This window comes from Dyella telluris (assembly GCF_014297575.1).
GTDB classification, from domain to species: domain Bacteria; phylum Pseudomonadota; class Gammaproteobacteria; order Xanthomonadales; family Rhodanobacteraceae; genus Dyella; species Dyella telluris.
Genome location: NZ_CP060412.1, coordinates 4172408 through 4192652, shown reverse-complemented (window position 1 = coordinate 4192652; position 20245 = coordinate 4172408). Strand labels below are relative to the sequence as shown.

The following is a 20245-nucleotide window of genomic DNA, read 5'->3' as shown; positions in this document are numbered from 1 at the left end:
GCTCGAATTCAACGCAAAAAGAAAGGGCGGCTTGCGCCGCCCTTCCCTGCACCTTGCGATGCCTACCGCCCTCAGGCAGTGACCGTGTTGGCCACGTCCTGGTAGTCGGCGATCTTGTCGAAGTTCATGTACTTGTAGATCTTCTCGCCGTTGGCGTTGATCACGCCGATGTCCGCCATGTACTCCTCCTTGCTCGGGATCTTGCCCAGACGCGAGCAGATCGCGGCCAGCTCGGCCGAGCCCAGGTACACGTTGGAGTTCTTGCCCAGACGGTTCGGGAAGTTGCGGGTGGAGGTGGAGAACACCGTAGCGCCCTCGCGCACCTGCGCCTGGTTACCCATGCACAGCGAGCAACCCGGCATTTCCATGCGGGCGCCGGCGGTGCCGAGCACGCCGTAGTGGCCTTCCTCGGTGAGCTGCTGCTGGTCCATCTTGGTCGGCGGAGCCACCCACAGCTTGGTCGGGATATCGCGCTTGCCTTCCAGCAGCTTCGACGCCGCACGGAAGTGACCGATGTTGGTCATGCACGAGCCGATGAACACTTCGTCGATCTTGGCACCGGCCACGTCGCTGAGCGTCTTCACGTCATCCGGGTCGTTCGGGCAGGCCACGATGGGCTCATGCACGTCGGCCAAGTCGATCTCGATGACGGCAGCGTATTCGGCATCAGCGTCGCCCTTCAGCAGCTGCGGGTCAGCAAGCCATGCTTCCATCGCCTTGATGCGGCGCTGCAGGCTGCGCGGATCCTTGTAGCCCTGCGCGATCATGTACTTGAGCAGCGTGATGTTGCTGGTCATGTATTCAATGATCGGCGCCTTGTCCAGGTGCACCGTGCAGCCGGCGGCCGAACGCTCGGCCGAGGCGTCGGACAGCTCAAACGCCTGCTCCACCTTCAGGTTCGGCAGACCTTCAATCTCAAGGATGCGGCCGGAGAAGATGTTCTTCTTGCCCTGCTTGGCAACGGTGAGCAGACCCTGCTTGATGGCGTACAGCGGGATGGCGTTGACCAGGTCACGCAGGGTGACGCCCGGCTGCAGCTCGCCCTTGAAGCGCACCAGCACGGATTCGGGCATGTCCAGCGGCATCACGCCCGTGGCGGCGGCGAAGGCCACCAGGCCCGAGCCGGCCGGGAACGAGATACCGATGGGGAAACGCGTGTGGCTGTCGCCGCCGGTGCCGACGGTGTCGGGCAGCAGCATGCGGTTGAGCCAGCTGTGGATCACGCCGTCGCCCGGACGCAGCGAGATGCCGCCACGCGTGCTGATGAATTCCGGCAGCGTGTGGTGGGTCTTCACGTCCACCGGCTTCGGGTAGGCAGCGGTGTGGCAGAACGACTGCATCACCAGGTCAGCCGAGAAGCCCAGGCAGGCCAGGTCCTTCAGCTCGTCGCGGGTCATCGGACCGGTGGTGTCCTGCGAACCCACCGAGGTCATCTTCGGCTCGCAATAGGTGCCCGGGCGCACGCCCTGGCCTTCCGGCAGGCCCACGGCGCGGCCGACCATCTTCTGCGCCAGGGTGAAGCCCTTGCCCGTGTCGACCGGCTGCTGCGGCAGGCGGAACAGGGTGGACACCGGCAGGCCCAGCGCTTCACGCGCCTTGGCGGTAAGGCCACGGCCGATGATCAGCGGAATGCGGCCACCGGCGCGCACTTCGTCGAACAGCACGTCGGACTTCACCTGGAATTCGGCGATCACTTCGCCGTTCTTCAGGGCCTTGCCTTCGTACGGACGCAGTTCGACCACGTCGCCCATTTCCATCTGCGACACGTCGAGTTCGATCGGCAGCGCGCCGGCATCTTCCATGGTGTTGTAGAAGATCGGGGCGATCTTGCTGCCCAGGCACACGCCACCGAAGCGCTTGTTCGGGATGAAGGGGATGTCTTCGCCGGTGAACCACAGCACCGAGTTGGTGGCGGACTTGCGGCTGGAACCGGTACCGACCACGTCACCCACGTAGGCCACCAGGTGACCCTGCTTGGTCAGGTCCTGGATGAGCTGGATCGGGCCACGCTTGCCGTCTTCTTCCGGCTGGAACGGGGCGCCGTCGCGCTTGTTCTTCAGCATGGCCAGCGCGTGCAGCGGGATGTCCGGGCGGGTGGTGGCGTCCGGCGCCGGCGACAGGTCGTCGGTGTTGGTTTCGCCCGGCACCTTGAACACGGTGATGGTCAGGCTCTGCGGCACTTCCGGCTTGCTGGTGAACCACTCGGCGTCGGCCCAGCTCTGCAGCACGGACTTGGCGTTGGCGTTGCCCTTGTCGGCCTTTTCCTTGACGTCATGGAAGGCATCGAACATCAGCAGGGTGTGCTTGAGCGCGTTGGCGGCCACGGTGCCGATCTGCGCGTCGTCGAGCAGCTCGATCAGCGGATGGATGTTGTAGCCACCCAGCATGGTGCCGAGCAGTTCGGTGGCCTTCTCGCGCGAAATCAGCGCGCTCTTCTCGGTGCCGAACGCCACGGCCGCCAGGTACGAGGCCTTGACCTTGGCCGCATCGTCCACGCCAGCCGGCACGCGGTTGGTGATCAGGTCGACCAGGAAGGCTTCCTCGCCGGCGGGCGGGTTCTTCAGCAGCTCGATCAGGTCGGCAGTCTGCTGGGCCGACAGCGGCAGCGGCGGGATACCCAGCGCGGCGCGCTCGGCAACATGTTGGCGGTAGGCGTTAAGCATGTGGTCTCGTCCGGTGAACTAGAACAAAGAGGCAGCGAGCGGTGGCTTGACCACCGCGGCGGAGGTCACCCGAGGGAGAAGGTTCCGCTGGACCGCTACCGGTGCTCGACAAGGCGCAAGGCCTTGTCGCCATGCCGTTTTTGGCGGCATTACAGCCCGCTATTTTGCCAGCCGGGGCCCTTGCGCCGCAACGCAAGACAACGCTTCCGGGAGCGTTCGAAATCTTGCAATGCGGATATGCGGGAATGCCCCTTTCGGGTCTCTTGCACGACCGGGCTTTTGTCCCAAACTCAATGGTAGTGCACGGTAGTGGAGAGCCCATGCGTCCTTCAGCCCAACACGTTCGTCATTCCGGCGCAGGCCGGGATCCAGTGACGTCACGACCGGGCTTTTGCAAGAGACATCAGGGTTGTAGCTCTCGCGACAACCCGATTTTGACCGCTACTGGATCCCGGCCCGCGCCGGGATGACGGCCATGGAGGGTGAGGCCATTTTTGCAATTCCCCTCACGTTCCGTGCCTTAGGATCCCCAAGCTACGCGTCCGCGCGTTCGCCAGACTCACGCAACAGGAGTTAGCCCCATGCTGGATTCATTCGCCACCCGCGACACCCTCACTGTCAACGGCAGCCAGTACCAGATCGCCAGCCTGACCAAGCTCGGCCAGCGCTTTGACCTCAAGACCCTGCCCTTTTCGCTGAAGATCCTCCTGGAGAATCTGTTGCGCCACGAGGATGGCGTCAACGTCACCTCGAAAGAAATCGAGGCCATCGCCAAGTGGGACGCCAAGGCCGAGCCCGATACCGAGATCGCCTTCATGCCCGCCCGCGTGGTGCTGCAGGACTTCACCGGCGTTCCCTGTGTGGTGGACCTGGCCGCGATGCGCGACGCCGTGGTGAAGCTGGGCGGTGATGCCAAGCAGATCAATCCCCTGGCACCGGCCGAGCTGGTGATCGACCACTCCGTGCAGGTCGATGTGTACGGCTCGGAGTCGGCACTGGAGAAGAACGTCGAGATCGAGTTTCACCGCAACCAGGAACGCTACGCCTTCCTGCGCTGGGGCCAGAAGGCGTTCGACAACTTCAAGGTGGTGCCGCCACGCACCGGCATCGTCCATCAGGTGAACCTTGAGCATCTGGCCCGCGTGGTGTTCACCGCGGAGAAGGATGGCAAGGCGTGGGCCTACCCGGACACCGTGTTCGGCACCGACTCGCATACCACCATGATCAACGGCATCGGCGTGCTGGGCTGGGGCGTGGGCGGCATCGAGGCCGAAGCGGCCATGCTGGGCCAGCCCTCGTCCATGCTGATTCCGCAGGTAGTGGGCTTCAAGCTGACGGGCAAGCTCTCGGAAGGCGTCACCGCCACCGACCTGGTGCTCACCGTCACCCAGATGCTGCGCAAGCTGGGCGTGGTGGGCAAGTTCGTGGAGTTCTTCGGCAGCGGCCTGAAGCACCTCGCCCTGGCCGACCGCGCCACCATCGGCAACATGGCCCCGGAATACGGCGCCACCTGCGGCATCTTCCCGATCGATCAGGAAGCACTGAACTACCTGCACCTGTCCGGCCGCAGCGACGATCAGATCAAGCTGGTCGAGGCCTACGCCAAGGCGCAAGGCCTGTGGCATGACGAGAACGCCGCGGAACCGCGCTTCACCACCACGCTGGAATTGAACCTGGCCGACGTGAAGCCCTCGCTGGCCGGCCCCAAGCGCCCGCAGGATCGCGTGCTGCTGGAAGGTGTGCAGAAGAGCTTCCACGATGCGGTCGGTCCGCTCACCGCCAACCGTCGCCCGCGCAGCGATGACACCTCGGCCTTCATCGCCGAGGGCGGTTCGTCGGCCATCGGCAACCCGGCCAACGACATCACCGATGCCGGCGTGCGCGTGGAGAAGGATGGCGAGTCCTTCAAGCTCGGCGACGGCGCCGTGGTCATCGCCGCCATCACCTCCTGCACCAACACCTCCAACCCCAGCGTGATGCTGGGCGCGGGCCTGGTGGCCAAGAAGGCGGCGGCCAAGGGCCTGAAGGCGCAGCCGTGGGTGAAGACCTCGATCGGCCCGGGCTCCAAGGTGGTCACTGACTATCTCGAGAAGACCGGCCTGCTGAAGGAGCTGGAAAAGGTCGGCTTCTTCATCGTCGGCTACGGCTGCACCACCTGCATCGGCAATTCTGGTCCGTTGCCGCCCGAGATCAGCAAGGGCATTGCCGAGGGCGACCTCGCCGTGGCGTCGGTGTTGTCGGGCAACCGCAACTTCGAAGGCCGTGTGCACCCGGAAGTGAAGATGAATTACCTGGCTTCGCCGCCGCTGGTGGTGGCCTACGCGCTGGCCGGCACGCTGGACGTGGACCTCAGCAAGGATCCGCTGGGCACCGGCAGCGATGGCAAGCCGGTGTACCTCAAGGACATCTGGCCGACCAACCAGGAAATCTCGGACATCGTGGGCAGCGCCCTCAATCCCGAGATGTTCGAGAAGAGCTATTCGGACGTGTTCAAGGGCGACACCCGCTGGAACCACATCGCCTCCCCGGATGGCGACGTGTACCAGTGGGATGACTCCACCTACATCAAGAACCCGCCGTACTTCGAAGGCATGAGCAAGGAGCCGGGCACCATCGACGACGTGCATGGTGCACGCGTGCTCGGCCTGTTCGGCGACTCCATCACCACCGACCACATCTCGCCGGCCGGCTCGATCAAGAAGGACAGCCCGGCAGGTCGCTTCCTGATCAGCAAGGGCGTGGAGCCGAAGGACTTCAACTCCTACGGCTCGCGTCGCGGCAACGATGACGTGATGGTGCGCGGCACCTTCGCCAACATCCGCATCAAGAACCTGATGCTGGACGGCGTGGAAGGCGGCTACACCCTGTACGTGCCGAGCGGCGAACAGATGGCCATCTACGACGCGGCCATGAAGTACAAGGCCGATAAGACGCCGTTGGTGGTCATCGCCGGCAAGGAATATGGCACCGGCTCGTCGCGTGACTGGGCTGCCAAGGGCACGCTGCTGTTGGGCGTGAAGGCCGTGATCGCCGAGAGCTTCGAGCGCATCCACCGCTCCAACCTGGTGGGCATGGGCGTGCTGCCGCTGCAGTTCGAAGATGGCCAGAACGCGCAGTCGCTGGGGCTGACCGGCAAGGAAACCTTCGACGTCACCGGCCTCAACGGCGGCGAATCGAAGACTGCCAAGGTCACCGCCACCGGTCCGGACGGCAAGAAGAAGGAGTTCACCGTGAAGGTGTTGCTGCTCACGCCGAAGGAGCGCCAGTTCTTCCGCCATGGCGGCATCCTTCAGTACGTGCTGCGCCAGCTGGCCGGGAAGAAGGCGGCCTGAGTTTCGGGTTGATGCCCGCAGGCAAAAGGGAAACGCCGCCATCGTGCGGCGTTTTCTTTTTGCATCAGTCGCCCCCTTGTGGGAGCGCACCCTGTGCGCGACACCCCGGCGAAGCAGTACCGGCAACACGCCGCGGTCGCGCACAGGGTGCGCTCCTACAAGGGGCCGCTTACGCTGGCGTCCACGTGGCCGAATAACAGCGCCATTCGCGCCCATCCTTCCGCCAGCCGGTCTCCACCTTATAGATGCCCATGTTCGACGGCAGCATCCGCCCGCCGCTGGTGAGCGTGACCGTGAAACGTGCCACGTAGCGGTCACCGTGCTGCTCGACGTCAATGGGTCCGGTCAGCGCATGGATGGTCTCGCCGCGAAACGACGCGGCCCGCAACAGGCCGAGCAGCTGGCGCCGCTGCATCTCGCCCTGGTTGCCGTCGAAGTCTTCGCTCAGCACATCATCCAGCGCGGAGGCATCCGCCTGTTCGGCGGCATGCTCGGCTTTTTCGATACCCTGTCTCACCCGACTTTCGTCGGGCGTGCGATGGCAGGCCGCCAGGGCGACCGCCAGCAGCGCGTAAAGGAGCGGATTTACAAGCAGTTTTCGCATCAGGGGCATGAAGAATTCTCGCTGCGGCGCGGCTTGCCGCTATACGCGGGCGTATGCTCCAATGCCGCGTCACTATCTTGCCTGACCTCACCCGCGGGCAGGCACCCAAGAGGAGCGTTGGATCCAACATGAGCATTGAGCGTCCGTGGCTGGCCCATTACCCGGAAGGCGTTCCTCCGCAGATCGACATCAACCAGTACGCCTCGGTGGCCGCGGTCGTGGAAGAAGCCTTCGAGCGCTTCCGCCATCGCCCCGCGTTCTCCAGCTTCGGCAAGGTGCTGAGCTACGGCCAGATCGATGAGCTCAGCCGCCAGTTCGCCGGCTACCTTACCGGCACGCTCAAGCTGGCCAAGGGCGATCGCGTCGCGATCATGATGCCCAACGTGCTGCAGTACCCCATCGCCCTGTTCGGCGCGCTGCGCGCCGGCATGGTGGTGGTCAACACCAACCCGATGTACACCGCGCGCGAACTGAAGCACCAGCTCGAGGATTCCGGCGCGAAGGCCATCGTGGTGCTGGACAACTTCGCCTCCACGCTGCAGCAGGTGGTGGCGGAAACCCATGTCGAACATATTGTCACCACCGGCATCGGCGACCTGCTGGGCGCCAAGGGCCTGCTGATCAACTTCGTGCTCAAGCACGTCAAGAAGATGGTGCCGCCCTACAGCCTGCCACAGGCGGTGCGTTTCACCGATGCCCTGTCGCAGGGCGCGCCGCACCCGCTACCCAAGGTGTCGTTGAACCACGACGACCTTGCCTTCTTGCAGTACACCGGCGGCACCACTGGCGTGGCGAAGGGCGCAATGCTCTCGCACGGCAACATGGTCGCCAACATGATGCAGGCCGGCGCGTGGATCGGTAAGAACGTCAAGCCGGGCGAGGAAGTGATCATCACCGCCCTGCCGCTGTATCACATCTTCTCGCTCACGGCGAACGGCCTGGTGTTCATGCGCCTGGGCGGCCTGAACTGGTTGATCACCAACCCGCGCGACATGCCCGGCTTCGTCAAGGAGCTGAAGAAGTCGAACTTCACCGCGCTGACCGGCGTGAACACGCTCTTCAATGGCCTGCTCAACACGCCGGGCTTCGCCGAGCTGGATTTCTCGCGCCTGCACCTGAGCCTGGGCGGCGGCATGGCCGTGCAGCGCGCCGTCGCCGAGCGCTGGAAGAAGGTCACCGGCTGCACGCTGGCCGAGGCCTATGGCCTGACCGAAACCTCGCCGGCGGCGTGCATCAATCCGCTGGACCTGAAGGATTACAACGGCTCCATCGGCCTGCCGATTCCCTCCACCGATGTCGCGATCTGGTCGGAAGACAACCAGCCACTGCCGATCGGCCAGGTGGGCGAGCTGATGGTGAGCGGCCCGCAGGTGATGAAGGGTTACTGGCAGCGCCCGGATGAAACGGCCAAGGTGCTCGGCTCCGACGGCTGGCTGCACACCGGCGACGTGGCGCGCATGGACGAGAACGGCTACGTCTACATCGTGGACCGCAAGAAGGACATGATCCTCGTGTCCGGCTTCAACGTGTATCCGAACGAAGTCGAAGACGTGGTGATGCAGCACCCGGGTGTGGCCGAAGTGGCCGCCGTGGGCGTGCCGGACGAGCATTCGGGCGAAGTCGTGAAGCTGTTCGTGGTGCGCAAGGACCCCAAGCTCACCGTGGACGAACTCAAGAAGTTCTGCCACGACAACCTCACCGGCTACAAGCGACCGAAAATCATCGAGTTCCGCGATTCGCTACCCAAGAGCAACGTGGGCAAGATCCTCCGCCGCGAGCTGCGCGACGAGAAGAAGCCCGTAACCGCAGGCTGAGAGCGAGGAGTGAGTGAAGAGGAGTGAGTAGTGAGAAAAGGCTTCCCAGCCACCGCGCCGCTCTAATCACCCACAAAAAAGCCCGGCATCACGCCGGGCTCTTTTGTGGGTGTCGAAGCGAGCTCTCTCTCACTGCTCACTCCTCTTCACTCACTCCTGTTCTTTCAGTCGTGCCACATCTCAAGGATGTCCGCATAACCGCCCAGCAGGTTCCACAGGGGCACCTGCTTGTCTTCAGGGATGCGCGTGTAGGCAAACCCCAGGTGACGGTCGGAGATGCGCGCCACCTGCGCTTCCAGGTGAATGTGCAGGTCGTGGCCGAAGATCATGTCGAGGATCCAGCTCTGCCCTTGCTCGCCGTGCCAGCCGAGCGGGCGACGCAGCAGCACGCCGGTCGCGGAAATATCCACCAGCTCGGTAGGGTGCGACTCGTCCGCCCGGCTCATCAGAACCGTGGTTTCGATCCGCATGCGCGCGGGACGCAGCTGTTCCGACTCGGAACTGCTCCTGGCTTTGTCTTCCGCTTTGCTCATCCTGCTCTTTCTCCCCACGTCAGACGCCACCGGCGCCGCGATCGCTTCATCCTGAAGAACACGCCCATCTTTCAATGTGGCGCGCCTCCGTCCAACTTCAATCCTGCTCCCGCGTTTTCAGCACGCCTGCGCGAACCAGGCTCCCCGTGCCAAACCGCGAGTTGATCCGGTCCTGCACCTGGTCGGTCACGCGCCGGTCGGGCGCGCCATCGAACAGGTCCTGCTGACGCTCGGCCGCAAATCCCGACAGGCTGACGCCCAACAGGCGGAGCCGCGGCCGGCGCTGCGCCTTCCACCACGTGACTAGCAAACCCCGTGCCAGCCCGAAAAGCTCGCCGGCCGACGCACTGGGCGCAGGCAGCCGGGCCTGACGGGTATAGGTCTCGAAAGGAGGCTCGCGCAGCTTCACTGTCACGGTGCGCCCCTGCAGCCCCCGCTGCCGCGCCCTTGCCGCGATCCGCTCGCAATGGCGCAGCAACCAGGCTTCCGCCATGGCCAGCTCGGCCACGTCGACGTCAAAGGTATGCTCAGCGCCGATGGATTGTTCAGCTTGCGCGGGCTCGACGCAACGGTCGTCCTGACCCCGCGCCAGCGCCTGCAGGCCCGCCACCTGACGTCCTAGCGCACTCGCCAGACGCGCCGTGTCACATGCTGCCAATTCGCCTATGGTCCGGATGCCCAGCCGGTGCAGGGTCTGCTCGGTCACCTTGCCCACGGTCCACAGCCGGCCCACCGGCAAGGGGGCCAGCTCCGCGGCGGCGTGCGTGGCGGTGATGCGGCGGAAGCCGTCCGGCTTGGAAATCTCGCCGGCGAGTTTTGCCAGCAGCTTGTTTGGCCCCATGCCGACGGAGGCGTTCAGCCCGGTGCGTTCGCGGATGGTGGCCTTAAGCCACTGCCCGATCGATTCCACTGATCCCAGCAGTCGCTGGCTGGCAGTGACATCCAGAAAGGCCTCGTCCAGGGAAAGCCCTTCGACCAGGGGCGTCACTTCGTGGAACACCTCAAATACCTGGTCGGACACCGCCTCGTAGCGCGCATGGTCCGGCCATACATAGATGCCATCGGGGCACAGGCGACGCGCCTGCGCCGTGGGCATGGCCGAGTGCACGCCAAAGCGGCGAGCCTCGTAACTGCAGGTGGAGACCACGCCCCGCGGCCCCAGCCCGGCCACGATCACGGGCAGCCCGCGCAGCTCGGGACGGTCGCGCTGCTCCACGGACGCGTAAAATGCGTCCATGTCGACGTGGATGATGGCGCGTTCATCGGCTGGCATGTCGCTGTATTTTGCCGTTACTGGCTTTGCGGGTGTACTGGACTTGCCCGCCCTCAGCGGCTAATCTTGGAATCGCGAGGGTCACTAGGGTGCGCGCACGATCGGCCAGATCGACCGCTACGGCACCCTTCCCGATGCACTCAGCCGACCGATTGAGAAGCCAGTGACGCAGGTGTCGTCACGTATGGCTCGCGCCTATTGTCGTGGTCCCACCACGCCAGAGACGCTCAAGGGTCGCTCACGGCCAGCCTGATCGAAACGCCGCCCGCGCGATTTCATCATGCATGCCCGCGACGGTGACGCCATGCGCACCGGCTAGGCATCGCGCAAGTTAGCTTCAACGGATCACGCCTGCGGGCCACGATCCGGGCGGGGACATCGCCAGGCGAATGCCGACGGGATCCATGGTTCCTAACGTGTTGAACGCAGAGCAAGCCGTCGCGGACGGCCCAACGACATGCATTGATGAGCACTGAGCCAGTCGAGCCTCAGCCGGTCGCCGCACCGCAGGACGCGTTTGCGTCGGTACCTCAACAGCAGGAAATGCCGCTGGCCATCGTGCGCGGCGAACCGCTGCTGCAGATGCCGCAGGACCTGTACATCCCGCCGGATGCGCTCGAGGTCATCCTTGAGTCGTTCGAAGGGCCGCTCGACCTGCTGCTGTACCTGATCCGCCGGCAGAACCTGGACATCCTGGACATCCCTGTCGCCGAGATCACCCGGCAGTACATGGATTACATCGAGATGATGCGCGACGTGATGCGCCTGGAGCTGGCCGCCGAATACCTGTTGATGGCGGCTATCCTCGGCGAGATCAAATCGCGCTTGCTGTTGCCCCGGCCGCCGGCCGAGGAAGGCGTGGAAGAAGACCCCCGTGCCGACCTGATCCGTCGCCTGCAGGAGTACGAACGTTTCAAGAAGGCAGCGGAAGATATCGACGCCCTGCCCCGCATGGAACGCGATTTCGCGCCTGCCCACGCTGAAACGGGCGAGCGCAACGTCATCAAGCTGCCGCCGCCGCTCGACCTCAAGGAGCTGCTGCTGGCGCTGAAGGACGTGATGCGTCGCGCCGAGCTGTTCGGTCATCACGCCATCAAGCGCGAGGCCCTCAGCGTGCGCCAGCGCATGGGCGAACTGCTGGGCCGCCTGACCAGCGACCGCAGCTTCCAGCGCTTCGAGACGTTGTTCGACGTCACCGAAGGCCGGCTGGGCGTGGTGGTGACCTTCCTGTCCATGCTGGAGCTGGCCAAGGAAATGCTGGTGGAGATCGTGCAGGAAGAACCACTGGGACCGATTTACGTCAGGGCGAAGGTAACCAGCGCCGATGAGGCTGCCGAAGACCTGTTCGCCGACCACGAGCCGACCGCCGCTGCCGAATAAGCAGCCCGGCCGACCCATTCACCGAAGCATCGCATCCCATTCGAGGCTATGCAGATCGAACAACTCAAACCCATCATCGAGGCGGCCCTGCTGGCATCCACCCAGCCGATGACCGTGCCTCAACTGCTGGAACTGTTCGGCGAAGAGGACGAGGTCGGCCGCGAGGAAATCGCCAGGACCCTCGAAGCCCTGGCGGAAGACTGCGCCCACCGCGGCGTCGAGCTGCGCGAAGTGGGCTCGGGCTTCCGTTACCAGGTGAAGCAGCACGTGCACCCGTGGATCTCGCGGATGTGGACGGAAAAACCCAGCCGCTACTCGCGTGCGCTGCTGGAAACCCTGGCGCTGATCGCTTACCGCCAGCCGATCACCCGCCCGGAGATCGAACAGATCCGCGGCGTGGTGGTGTCGTCCAACATCATCAAGACGATGGAGGAGCGCGAATGGATCCGCGTGGTCGGTTACCGCGACGTGCCCGGCAAGCCGGCACTGTTCGGCACCACCCGCGCCTTCCTCGACTACTTCAACCTTAAGTCGCTGGATGAGCTGCCGCCGCTGTCGGAAATCCGCGACATGGAAGATCCGCAGATGAGCATCGCGCCGGAACCGCTGCCTGCCCACGTGGCGCGCGACCTGCCGATCGATCCGGACGAAGAAGAAGAAACCCTGGTGGTTGCCGGCGAAGAAACCGAAACCGACGTCACCGAACCCGCCGGGCACGATGCCCCGGCAAACGACGACACGGAGGGCGAAACCTCCGACGTCGTCGAAGAGCCCCATCACGAAACACCCGAGGCGATGGAAGTCGCCTCTTCCGAACCCGGCGCTGCCACGCACGCCGAGCCCCAAGCTGACACTGCCGACGAGGCAGCGACACCTGCGGACGCCGACCAAGGCGACGCCACGCAAGACACCGAGGAGTACCGCGCATGACTGCGCCCCAGAAATCCGTTTTGACCCTCAAGCGCGCACCGCGCGACGAAAGCACCCCGGCCATCGAGGAGCGCCTGCACAAGGTGCTCGCCAACGCGGGCCTCGGCTCGCGCCGCATGCTCGAGCAGCGCATCCAGGCCGGTGAAGTCGAACTCAACGGCACGCCCGCCACCATTGGCGCCAGCGTGCATGCCGGCGACCGCGTCGTGCTCGACGGCAAGCAGTTCATCGTTGCCACCGACAACCGCGACGAGACCGAAGTGCTGGTCTATCACAAGCCCGAAGGCGTGGTGACCACCCGCGAAGACCCCGAAGGCCGTCCCACCGTGTTCGAACAGTTGCCGCGCCTGAAGGGTGCGCGCTGGGTCGCCGTGGGCCGCCTGGACATCAACACCACCGGCCTGCTGCTGCTCACCACCGACGGCGAACTCGCCAACGCGCTGATGCACCCCAAGAGCGGCCTCGAGCGCGAATACCTGTGCCGCGTGCACGGCGAAGTGCCCGATGAAATCATCGAGAAGCTCAAGGCTGGCGTGGAGCTGGAAGACGGCCCTGCCCGCTTCGACGAAATCGCCGTGATCAGCCGTGGCGGCAGCCACAGCTGGTTCCGCGTGGTGATCCGCGAAGGTCGCAACCGCGAAGTGCGCCGCCTGTGGGATTCCCAGGGCTTCCTGGTGAGCCGCCTCAAGCGCATCCGCTACGGCAGCGTGGAGCTTCCGCGCGCCCTGCGTCGCGGCGACTGCGAATCGCTGGGCGAAGACACCGTCAAGGAACTGCGCAAGACCACCGGCCTCGGCGCACCGCAGCCGGTGCTCACCCTGAGCCCGGTGCTGCACCAGCGCCGCGCGCCGCGCAACGTCACCGAGTATCGCCCTGCCGGCGGCGCCAGCGGCTCCTACAGCGCCGGCTACCAGGACGAAGCCCGCGAACTGCGCGCCTATGACCGCATTCGCGAAGAACCCGCACGCGGCAAGCAGCAGCGCCGTCGCCCGGGCAAGGAAGTGAACGGCAACGTCGCTCGTCCGGATCGCCCGGCCGGCGGCATGCAGCGCAAGAACAAGCGCGGCGTGGCGCCGGGCCAGGAACTGCCGTCGGTGCGTACCTGGTTTGCCGGTGAATCGCGCGAAGGCGGCGGCGGTGGTGGTGCTCGCGGCGGTGCCGCCGGTGGCCGTCGTGGTCCGGGCGGTGGCAAGCCGTCGTTCGGCAACCGTGCCGGTGGTTCGGAAGGTCGTGGCGGCAGCTCGTACGGCAATCGCGCCGGTGGCGGTGAAGGCCGCAGCGGTGGCGGCGCCTACAGCGGCTTCGGCGGCGGCCATGCCGGCGGCGCCCGTGGCGGCAACAAGCAGGGTCGCCCCGGTGGCCAGGGCGGCCAAGGCGGCCAGGGCGGTCGTCCGCAGGGCCGCGGCGGCAATCGCCCCCAGGGTGGTGGTGGTGGTCGTCCGCAGGGTGGCAACCGTCCGCAGGGCGGCGGCAATCGCGGCGGTAACCGCGGCGGCAACCGCTGAGGCCTGCCGTGAGCGTGCGGATCTATCACAACAGCCGCTGCTCCAAGTCACGCGCCACGCTGTCGCTGCTCCAGGAGCGTGGCGTGGTGTGCGATGTGATCAATTACCTCGACACCCCGCCGGGCACGGACGAGCTGGCGCAATTGCTCGACATGCTGGGCATGACGCCGCGCGAGCTGATGCGCAAGAGCGAAGCCGAGTACACCGAGCTGGGCCTCGACGATCCGTCGCTCGATGACACCGCGCTGATCGCAGCGATGGCCAGCCATCCGCGCCTGATCGAACGCCCCATCGTGGTGTCCAACGGCAAGGCTGCCATCGGGCGTCCACCCGAAGCGGTGCTGTCCATCCTGTAAGCCCACGAATCCCTGCCTCGCGCAGGGATTCGTTTATCCGGCTTCAACTTTCCTGCGCCTCTCCGTCCGGCTCATAAGCCAACAGGTCGCCCGGCTGGCATTGGAGGAATTCGCAGATCTTGCTGAGCGTTTCGAAACGCACGCCACGCACGTGGCCTGACTTGAGCAAGGACAGATTGGATTCGGTAATACCGACGAATTCGGCAAGTTCGCGCGAGCGCACCTTGCGCATCGCCAGCATGACATCGAGTCGGACCACGATAGCCATCAGCGCCTCACACGATTGAACGCTGATCGTCTTCGAGCCGCGCCGCTTCGTCGAAGAGGCGCGCCACGAAGAAGAACACCGCAGCAGGCAGCAACGACAGCAGGTCGTCGCCGTTGAATTCCAGGCTGGCCGAATGCGCGCCCGATTGCGACGCCAGCCATAGCCTTGCGGCTGCTGGCAACACCACGCGAAGTACGGCCGCCAGCATCAGCAGGCCAGCGAATCGCCGGAAGTGTTTCGTCGCCGCGCTGGAGAACAGCGCATCCGGCCGCACGCGCCCAAGCATGCGCGCCAGCTCTGCCAATGCCGCACTGGTCACCAGCGCCAGCACGGCCGCCATCAACGCGGCCCACGCGTGCGGCAGGCCGCCGGTCGACAGCAGCGCCGCCACACCATCGCCCCCATTTCCCTTGCCCCAGATGCCTGCCGCCGTGGTCACCAGGCAGGCCACGGCCGCCAGCCAGCAGGCCAGCGCAAGCCGGCGCGCCGCACGTGTCAGACGCAATGCTGTTGCATGAGCATTTTTTTCTGTATTACGATAATTTTTGTCCGTCATACAGGTACCATACCATGAAGCGCGCGCCACTGGCCCTGCTCCTCTCGCTCTCCTGCCTGGCCGTCTCGGCCGGCCCCATCACCCCAACCGCGGACACGACGGCATCGCCCCCGCTTTCCAGGCAGCAGGCCGAGGACGCGCTGCTCCACGCCGCGGACGGCGAGGTCTTCGCCCTGGCGGCTGCGCTCCCCCGCATGGCGGATCAGGGGTTGTCCCTGCTGGCGCAGGCGCGATTGGCGGCGACGCAGCTGGACGCCGCGCAAGCGCACCGACTGGTGGTGAGTTATCTGGCGAGTGGTCCGCACTCCCCGGCTGACCGTGCAGTGGCGTGGCCCATCGTGGCCGATGCCAGCTTTGCCGACGGCAATTACCCGCAGGCCGCCGACGCGGCGCGCCACTGGGAGCGTGCGCTGATCGAGCAGAACGCAAGCGCCGATGACCGCGCCAGTGCACTTCAGATGGCCGTGATCGCCGAGCAACTGGCCGCCGCGCCCCGACAGCATGTGGATGCCTATGCTCCCAAAGTGGTAACGGTGACCCGCGACAAGGTCGGCCTGCCCCGCGCCAATGCCGTCATCAACGGCAAGCTGCAGGAAGCCGTGCTGGATACCGGGGCCAATCTTTCGACCGTATCGCTGTCCACGGCCCGCAGGCTGGGTCTGCGCATGCTGGACGGTTCGGCCAGCGTCGGCAGCGCCAGTCGCCAGGCCGTGACGTCGAGAATCGGCATCGCCGACCACTTCGCGTTTGCCGGCCTCTCGTTGAGCCACGTCGCCTTCCTGGTGCTCGACGACGAGCAGCTCAAGATGCCGGTGCCCGGCGGCTACCAGATCGACGCCATCCTCGGCTTCCCCGTGCTGCGCCAGTTGCAACGCCTCGAGTTCACGGCCGATGGCAGCCTGCGGCCGTCGCGCAGCGATGCGTCCGCCAGCGCAGACGGGAATCTGCGCATGGCGGGAAGCGATCTCTACGTGAATGTGATGCTCGATGACATGCCCGTAGCCATGCAGCTCGACAGCGGCGGCGCACGCTCGGCGCTTTCCTCACGCTTCGCGTCGGAGCATCCGTCGCTGGTCAGGGGGCTGAAGACAAAGAAGGAGCACGTGGCCGGCGCCGGCGGCTCACACATCAACGATTCGGCCACCTGGGCGGATGTGCGCGTGCGCATCGGCGACCAGCAGACGGTGCTGCCGGCCATCAGCGTCACACTGAGCAACGCCGGCTCCGGGAAGGATACGAACTTGCTGGGTGGCGACATCCTGCAGGCATTCGATCACTGGACGATCGATTTCCAGCGCATGCAGTTCGAGGTGGGCAAGCCGCTGGCGAAACCAGCGACCAGGCCGCGCGCGGAATGACCGCGCACGGCCGTAAAGCTCAATCCGCGTCGAGCGTGAAACGGTCGGCATCCATCCACGCAGGGAAACGCTCGCGATGCGCCAGCAGCGGAGCGGGATCCACCGTCACGGTCACCACCTGCTCCTGCGGCCCCAGCTCCACCAGCGGCTCGCCGATGGGATCGAGCACGGCGCTGTCACCGGCATAAGGCAGGTCGTTGCCATCCACGCCGACGCGATTGAGGCCCACCACGTAGCTGAGGTTTTCGATGGCACGCGCGCGCAACAGCGTGCGCCACGGCTGGCGACGCGGTGCAGGCCAGTTGGCCACGAAGATGGCCAGGTCGTAATCCATGCCACCGGCCGCCTCTTCGCGACGACCGTTGCGCAACCACACCGGGAAACGCAGGTCGTAGCAGACCTGCGGCAGGATGCGCCAACCCTTCAGCTCCACGATAAGGCGTTCGTTGCCGCCGCCATAGCGCGTGTGCTCACCCGCCATGCGGAACAGGTGGCGCTTGTCGTACTGCGCAAAACCACCATCCGGGCGCGCCCAGATCAAGCGGTTGTAGACCGTGTCGCCCTCGCGGATGGCAAGGCTGCCACACAGCACGGCGCCCACTTCCTGCGCCAGCGCGCGCATCCACGCCACGCCTTCGCCATCCATGGTTTCCGCGCTGGCGCGCGTGTCGTTGCTGAAACCGGAGAGGAAGGTTTCCGGCAGCACGACAAGATCCGTCTGCCCCGCCACGCGGCGCACCAGCTCGCCGTAATACTCGCGATTGGCCGGTGCGTCGTGCCAGCGCGTGGCGCCCTGGACCAGGCTGATCCTCAAAGCTTGCATAGACGCTCCGCGGCGGCTTCCATGGTGGCATCGCTCTTGGCAAAGCACAGGCGCAGCAGATGCGTGCCCGGCGCCGTCTCGTAGAACGGCGTGAGCGGAATCGCAGCCACGCCGCCTTCCTTCACCATCCATTCGCAGAACGCCACATCGTCCTTGTCGCTGATGGCGGAGTAGTCGACCAGCTGGAAGTAACCGCCCGGCACGTCGAGCAGCTTGAAGCGCGAGGGCTTGATCAGCTCACGGAAGCGATCGCGCTTGGCCTGGTAGAACGCAGGCAGTTCGAGGTAATGCTCGGGCGTGCTCGCCATGAATTCGGCGAACGCAACCTGGGCCGGATGGAACGTACAGAACGTCAGGTACTGGTGCACCTTGCGGAATTCCGCGCTGAGCGCCTTGGGCGCCACGGCGTAACCCAGCTTCCAGCCGGTGCAGTGATAGGTCTTGCCGAACGACGACACGACGAAGCTGCGCTCGGCGAGCTCGGCATGGCGAAGCACGCTCTGGTGTTGCTCGCCGTCGTACACGATGTGTTCGTACACCTCGTCCGACAGCACCACGATCTCGGTGTCGCGCACGATGGCCGCCAGCTCATCCAGGTCAGCGGCGGACAGCACCGCGCCCGTCGGGTTGTGCGGGCTGTTGATCAGGATCATGCGCGTCTTCGGCGTCACGGCGTCGCGCACGCGTTGCCAGTCGACCGCAAAGGTGGGCGCCACCAGCGGGATGTGCACCGCACGCGCGCCCTGCAGCTCGATGGCCGGCTCGTAGCTGTCGTAGGCCGGGTCGAACACGATGACCTCGTCGCCCGCGCGCACCACGGCGGCGATGGCGGCGAACAGGGCTTCGGTCGCGCCCGAGGTCACGGTGACTTCGGTGTTCGCATCCAGCTTGTGCCCGTACATGCGTTCGGTCTTCAGCGCGATCTGCTCACGCAGCGGCTGCAGGCCGATGCCCGGCGCGTACTGGTTGCGCCCCTCGCCCATGGCACGGGTGATGGCGTCGCGCAACGGCTGGGGCGGTTCGAAATCCGGGAAGCCCTGCCCCAGATTTACCGCCTTGTGCTCCACCGCCAGCTGGCTCATGACGCTGAAGATGGTGGTGCCGACTTTCGGAAGCTTGGTTTCGATCTGCATGGCCTGGATGTCTGGAAGGCTAAACGAGGATGCTAACACGAGCCATCTGGCATGGCTCCGCTCAGAGGTATTTGCCGCATTGCGCGTGATTTTCACGCACCGCGCCTGGCAGTTTTTCCGCCAGGAAATCCACAAAGGCCCGCACGCCCGGCAACAGGCCGCGGCGGCTGGGATAGACGAAGTGCATCGTGCCCTGCGGCACGCTCCAGTCGGGCAACACCACTTCCAGCTCGCCACGCGATATGGCCGGCCCGCAGACAAACTCGGGCAGCAGCGCCACGCCGATGCCACTCTTGCAGCTTTGCAGCAGGGCATTGAAGTCGCCACAGATCAGGCGCGGCTGGATGTCGACGATGACACGCTCGCCCTGCTTGTCGAGCAGCTCCCAGCTCTGCGCGCCTTCGTGCTCATGGTTGCTGAGCGATGGCAGCTGCGAGACTCCTGAAGGTTCGCTGGGCCGGCCATAGCGATTGAGCAGCTCGGGGCTTGCCACCAGCAGCACGGTGGACTGGCCGAAGGTGCGTACGACCAGGGTGGCATCGGTATCGAGCTTGCTGCGCACGCGGATGGCGATGTCAAAACCCTCGCCGATCAGATCGACACGCCGGTCGGTCGCGTGCAGGCGCACCTGCATCTTCGGGTGCAGTGCGAGAAAGTCCGGAAGAATGTGGCCCACCACGGTCTGCACCAGCGAAACCGGGCAGCTCACGCGCACCACGCCGCGCGGCTCCGAGCGGACCTCCTCCACGGCTTCCTGGGCAGCCCGCGCTTCTTCCAGCACGGCGCGGCAGTGACCATAGAAACGTTCGCCCACTTCCGTCACCACGAAGCGACGGGTGGTCCGCTGCAGCAGGCGCACGCCCAGGCGTTCCTCCAGCTGGGCAATGCGTTTGCTCAGGCGGGACTTGGGGATACCCAGGGCACGACCGGCCGAGGAAAAGCCGCCGTGTTCGACGACAGCAGCGAAGAAGTACAGATCATTGAGATCCTGCAGGGCCCCATCCAGCACGGTCATCGCTGTTTCCCAAATTGAACAATACGTTCGATTTTACCGGACTTATCAGCCGATTGTCCGGGGAATACCTTAGTCACGTCGCCGGTCGAGCCGGCTCGTCTACTGAGGAAATATCATGAAACTGCTGCATCTCGACGCGAGCGCCCTGGGTAGCCACTCCGTTTCGCGCGGCCTGACCGCTGCCATCGTAAACGAACTGACCGCCAACAACCCCGGTACGGAAGTGATCTACCACGATCTGGCGGCCAACCCGCTCCCCCACTGGACCCCGGTGGCTGACGCCAGCGACCCGGTCGCCGTGCAGGGCAGTCAGATGATCGAGGAATTCCTGGCTGCCGACGTGATCGTCATCGGCGCCCCGATGTACAACTTCTCGATTCCCAGCCAGCTCAAGGCGTGGATCGACCGCGTGGCCGTGGCCGGCAAGTCGTTCCGCTATACCGCCAATGGCCCGGAAGGCCTGGCCGGCGGCAAGCGCATGATCATCGTGTCCTCGCGTGGTGGCGTTTACAGCCAGGGCCCGGCACAGCCGATGGACTTCCAGGAACCGTACCTGCGTGCCGTGTTCGGCTTCCTTGGCGTCACCGACATCGAGTTCGTCCGTGCCGAAGGCGTGAACCTCGGCGACGACAACAAGGTCGCATCCATCAAGTCGGCCCATGACACGATCGGCACCGTGACCCGCAAGGCCGCGTAAGCCCT

The 20245-nt window shown here is 65.3% G+C and carries 17 protein-coding genes; 8 read left to right on the top strand and 9 right to left on the bottom strand.

What is annotated here, in order from left to right:
• Positions 1 to 71: 71 nt before the first annotated feature.
• Positions 72 to 2663 (bottom strand): bifunctional aconitate hydratase 2/2-methylisocitrate dehydratase, encoded by a 2592-nt coding sequence (locus tag H8F01_RS18485; protein WP_187056497.1) that lies wholly within the window; start codon positions 2661 to 2663, stop codon positions 72 to 74.
• A 581-nt stretch (positions 2664 to 3244) separates the two neighbouring features.
• Between H8F01_RS18485 and acnA the strand changes: the two genes are divergently transcribed.
• Complete coding sequence (acnA, locus tag H8F01_RS18480) at positions 3245 to 5995, top strand: aconitate hydratase AcnA (protein WP_187056496.1); 2751 nt, start codon at positions 3245 to 3247, stop codon at positions 5993 to 5995.
• A 169-nt stretch (positions 5996 to 6164) separates the two neighbouring features.
• Here the strand turns inward: acnA and H8F01_RS18475 are convergent, their stop codons facing one another.
• The gene (locus tag H8F01_RS18475; RefSeq protein WP_187056495.1) at positions 6165 to 6608 is read right to left on the bottom strand and encodes a hypothetical protein; all 444 of its coding nucleotides are present in this window, start codon (positions 6606 to 6608) and stop codon (positions 6165 to 6167) included.
• Positions 6609 to 6727: 119 nt separating this feature from the next.
• On the opposite strand from H8F01_RS18475, the gene H8F01_RS18470 reads away from it, so the two are divergent.
• A complete protein-coding gene (locus H8F01_RS18470) occupies positions 6728 to 8413 on the top strand; it encodes a long-chain-fatty-acid--CoA ligase (protein WP_187056494.1) in 1686 nt (561 codons plus the stop codon).
• A 164-nt stretch (positions 8414 to 8577) separates the two neighbouring features.
• On the opposite strand, the gene H8F01_RS18465 is transcribed toward H8F01_RS18470, so the two are convergent.
• Complete coding sequence (locus tag H8F01_RS18465) at positions 8578 to 8946, bottom strand: PilZ domain-containing protein (RefSeq protein WP_187056493.1); 369 nt, start codon at positions 8944 to 8946, stop codon at positions 8578 to 8580.
• A 97-nt stretch (positions 8947 to 9043) separates the two neighbouring features.
• Positions 9044 to 10219: a DNA polymerase IV gene (locus tag H8F01_RS18460; protein ID WP_187056492.1), complete on the bottom strand. Its 1176-nt coding sequence runs from the start codon at positions 10217 to 10219 to the stop codon at positions 9044 to 9046.
• Positions 10220 to 10684: 465 nt separating this feature from the next.
• Here H8F01_RS18460 and H8F01_RS18455 point away from each other — a divergent pair, with 465 nt between their 5' ends.
• The 4 genes from H8F01_RS18455 to arsC are packed head-to-tail and all read left to right on the top strand — an operon-like array spanning position 10685 to position 14390.
• Positions 10685 to 11599: a segregation and condensation protein A gene (locus H8F01_RS18455; RefSeq protein WP_187056491.1), complete on the top strand. Its 915-nt coding sequence runs from the start codon at positions 10685 to 10687 to the stop codon at positions 11597 to 11599.
• A 48-nt stretch (positions 11600 to 11647) separates the two neighbouring features.
• Positions 11648 to 12529, top strand: coding sequence for an SMC-Scp complex subunit ScpB (gene scpB / locus H8F01_RS18450; protein ID WP_187056490.1), 882 nt, complete (start codon positions 11648 to 11650; stop codon positions 12527 to 12529).
• Positions 12526 to 14034: a pseudouridine synthase gene (locus H8F01_RS18445; protein ID WP_187056489.1), complete on the top strand. Its 1509-nt coding sequence runs from the start codon at positions 12526 to 12528 to the stop codon at positions 14032 to 14034. The genes scpB and H8F01_RS18445 overlap by 4 nt, the downstream gene beginning before the upstream one ends.
• 8 nt (positions 14035 to 14042) lie before the next feature.
• The gene (arsC, locus tag H8F01_RS18440) at positions 14043 to 14390 is read left to right on the top strand and encodes an arsenate reductase (glutaredoxin) (protein WP_187056488.1); all 348 of its coding nucleotides are present in this window, start codon (positions 14043 to 14045) and stop codon (positions 14388 to 14390) included.
• Positions 14391 to 14433: 43 nt separating this feature from the next.
• Here arsC and H8F01_RS18435 read toward each other — a convergent pair whose 3' ends face one another.
• Positions 14434 to 14658, bottom strand: a complete 225-nt coding sequence (locus H8F01_RS18435) for a helix-turn-helix domain-containing protein (protein ID WP_187056487.1) — start codon at positions 14656 to 14658, stop codon at positions 14434 to 14436.
• Between the two features lie 7 nt (positions 14659 to 14665).
• Positions 14666 to 15163, bottom strand: coding sequence for a DUF2975 domain-containing protein (locus tag H8F01_RS18430; protein WP_187056486.1), 498 nt, complete (start codon positions 15161 to 15163; stop codon positions 14666 to 14668).
• Positions 15164 to 15228: 65 nt separating this feature from the next.
• Here H8F01_RS18430 and H8F01_RS18425 point away from each other — a divergent pair, with 65 nt between their 5' ends.
• Complete coding sequence (locus H8F01_RS18425; RefSeq protein WP_187056485.1) at positions 15229 to 16572, top strand: retropepsin-like aspartic protease family protein; 1344 nt, start codon at positions 15229 to 15231, stop codon at positions 16570 to 16572.
• A 19-nt stretch (positions 16573 to 16591) separates the two neighbouring features.
• Here H8F01_RS18425 and H8F01_RS18420 read toward each other — a convergent pair whose 3' ends face one another.
• The 3 genes from H8F01_RS18420 to H8F01_RS18410 form a co-directional block, all read right to left on the bottom strand.
• On the bottom strand, positions 16592 to 17395 hold the full coding sequence (locus H8F01_RS18420) for an amidohydrolase (RefSeq protein WP_187056484.1): 804 nt from the start codon (positions 17393 to 17395) through the stop codon (positions 16592 to 16594).
• Positions 17383 to 18528 (bottom strand): pyridoxal phosphate-dependent aminotransferase, encoded by a 1146-nt coding sequence (locus tag H8F01_RS18415; protein WP_187056483.1) that lies wholly within the window; start codon positions 18526 to 18528, stop codon positions 17383 to 17385. The genes H8F01_RS18420 and H8F01_RS18415 overlap by 13 nt, the downstream gene beginning before the upstream one ends.
• Positions 18529 to 18589: 61 nt before the next feature.
• Positions 18590 to 19543 carry a LysR substrate-binding domain-containing protein gene (locus H8F01_RS18410; RefSeq protein WP_187056482.1) on the bottom strand — a complete coding sequence of 318 codons (954 nt, stop codon included), beginning with the start codon at positions 19541 to 19543 and terminating at the stop codon, positions 18590 to 18592.
• A gap of 115 nt (positions 19544 to 19658) precedes the next feature.
• On the opposite strand from H8F01_RS18410, the gene H8F01_RS18405 reads away from it, so the two are divergent.
• Positions 19659 to 20240 carry an FMN-dependent NADH-azoreductase gene (locus tag H8F01_RS18405; RefSeq protein WP_187056481.1) on the top strand — a complete coding sequence of 194 codons (582 nt, stop codon included), beginning with the start codon at positions 19659 to 19661 and terminating at the stop codon, positions 20238 to 20240.
• The last annotated feature ends 5 nt before the right edge of the window (positions 20241 to 20245 follow it).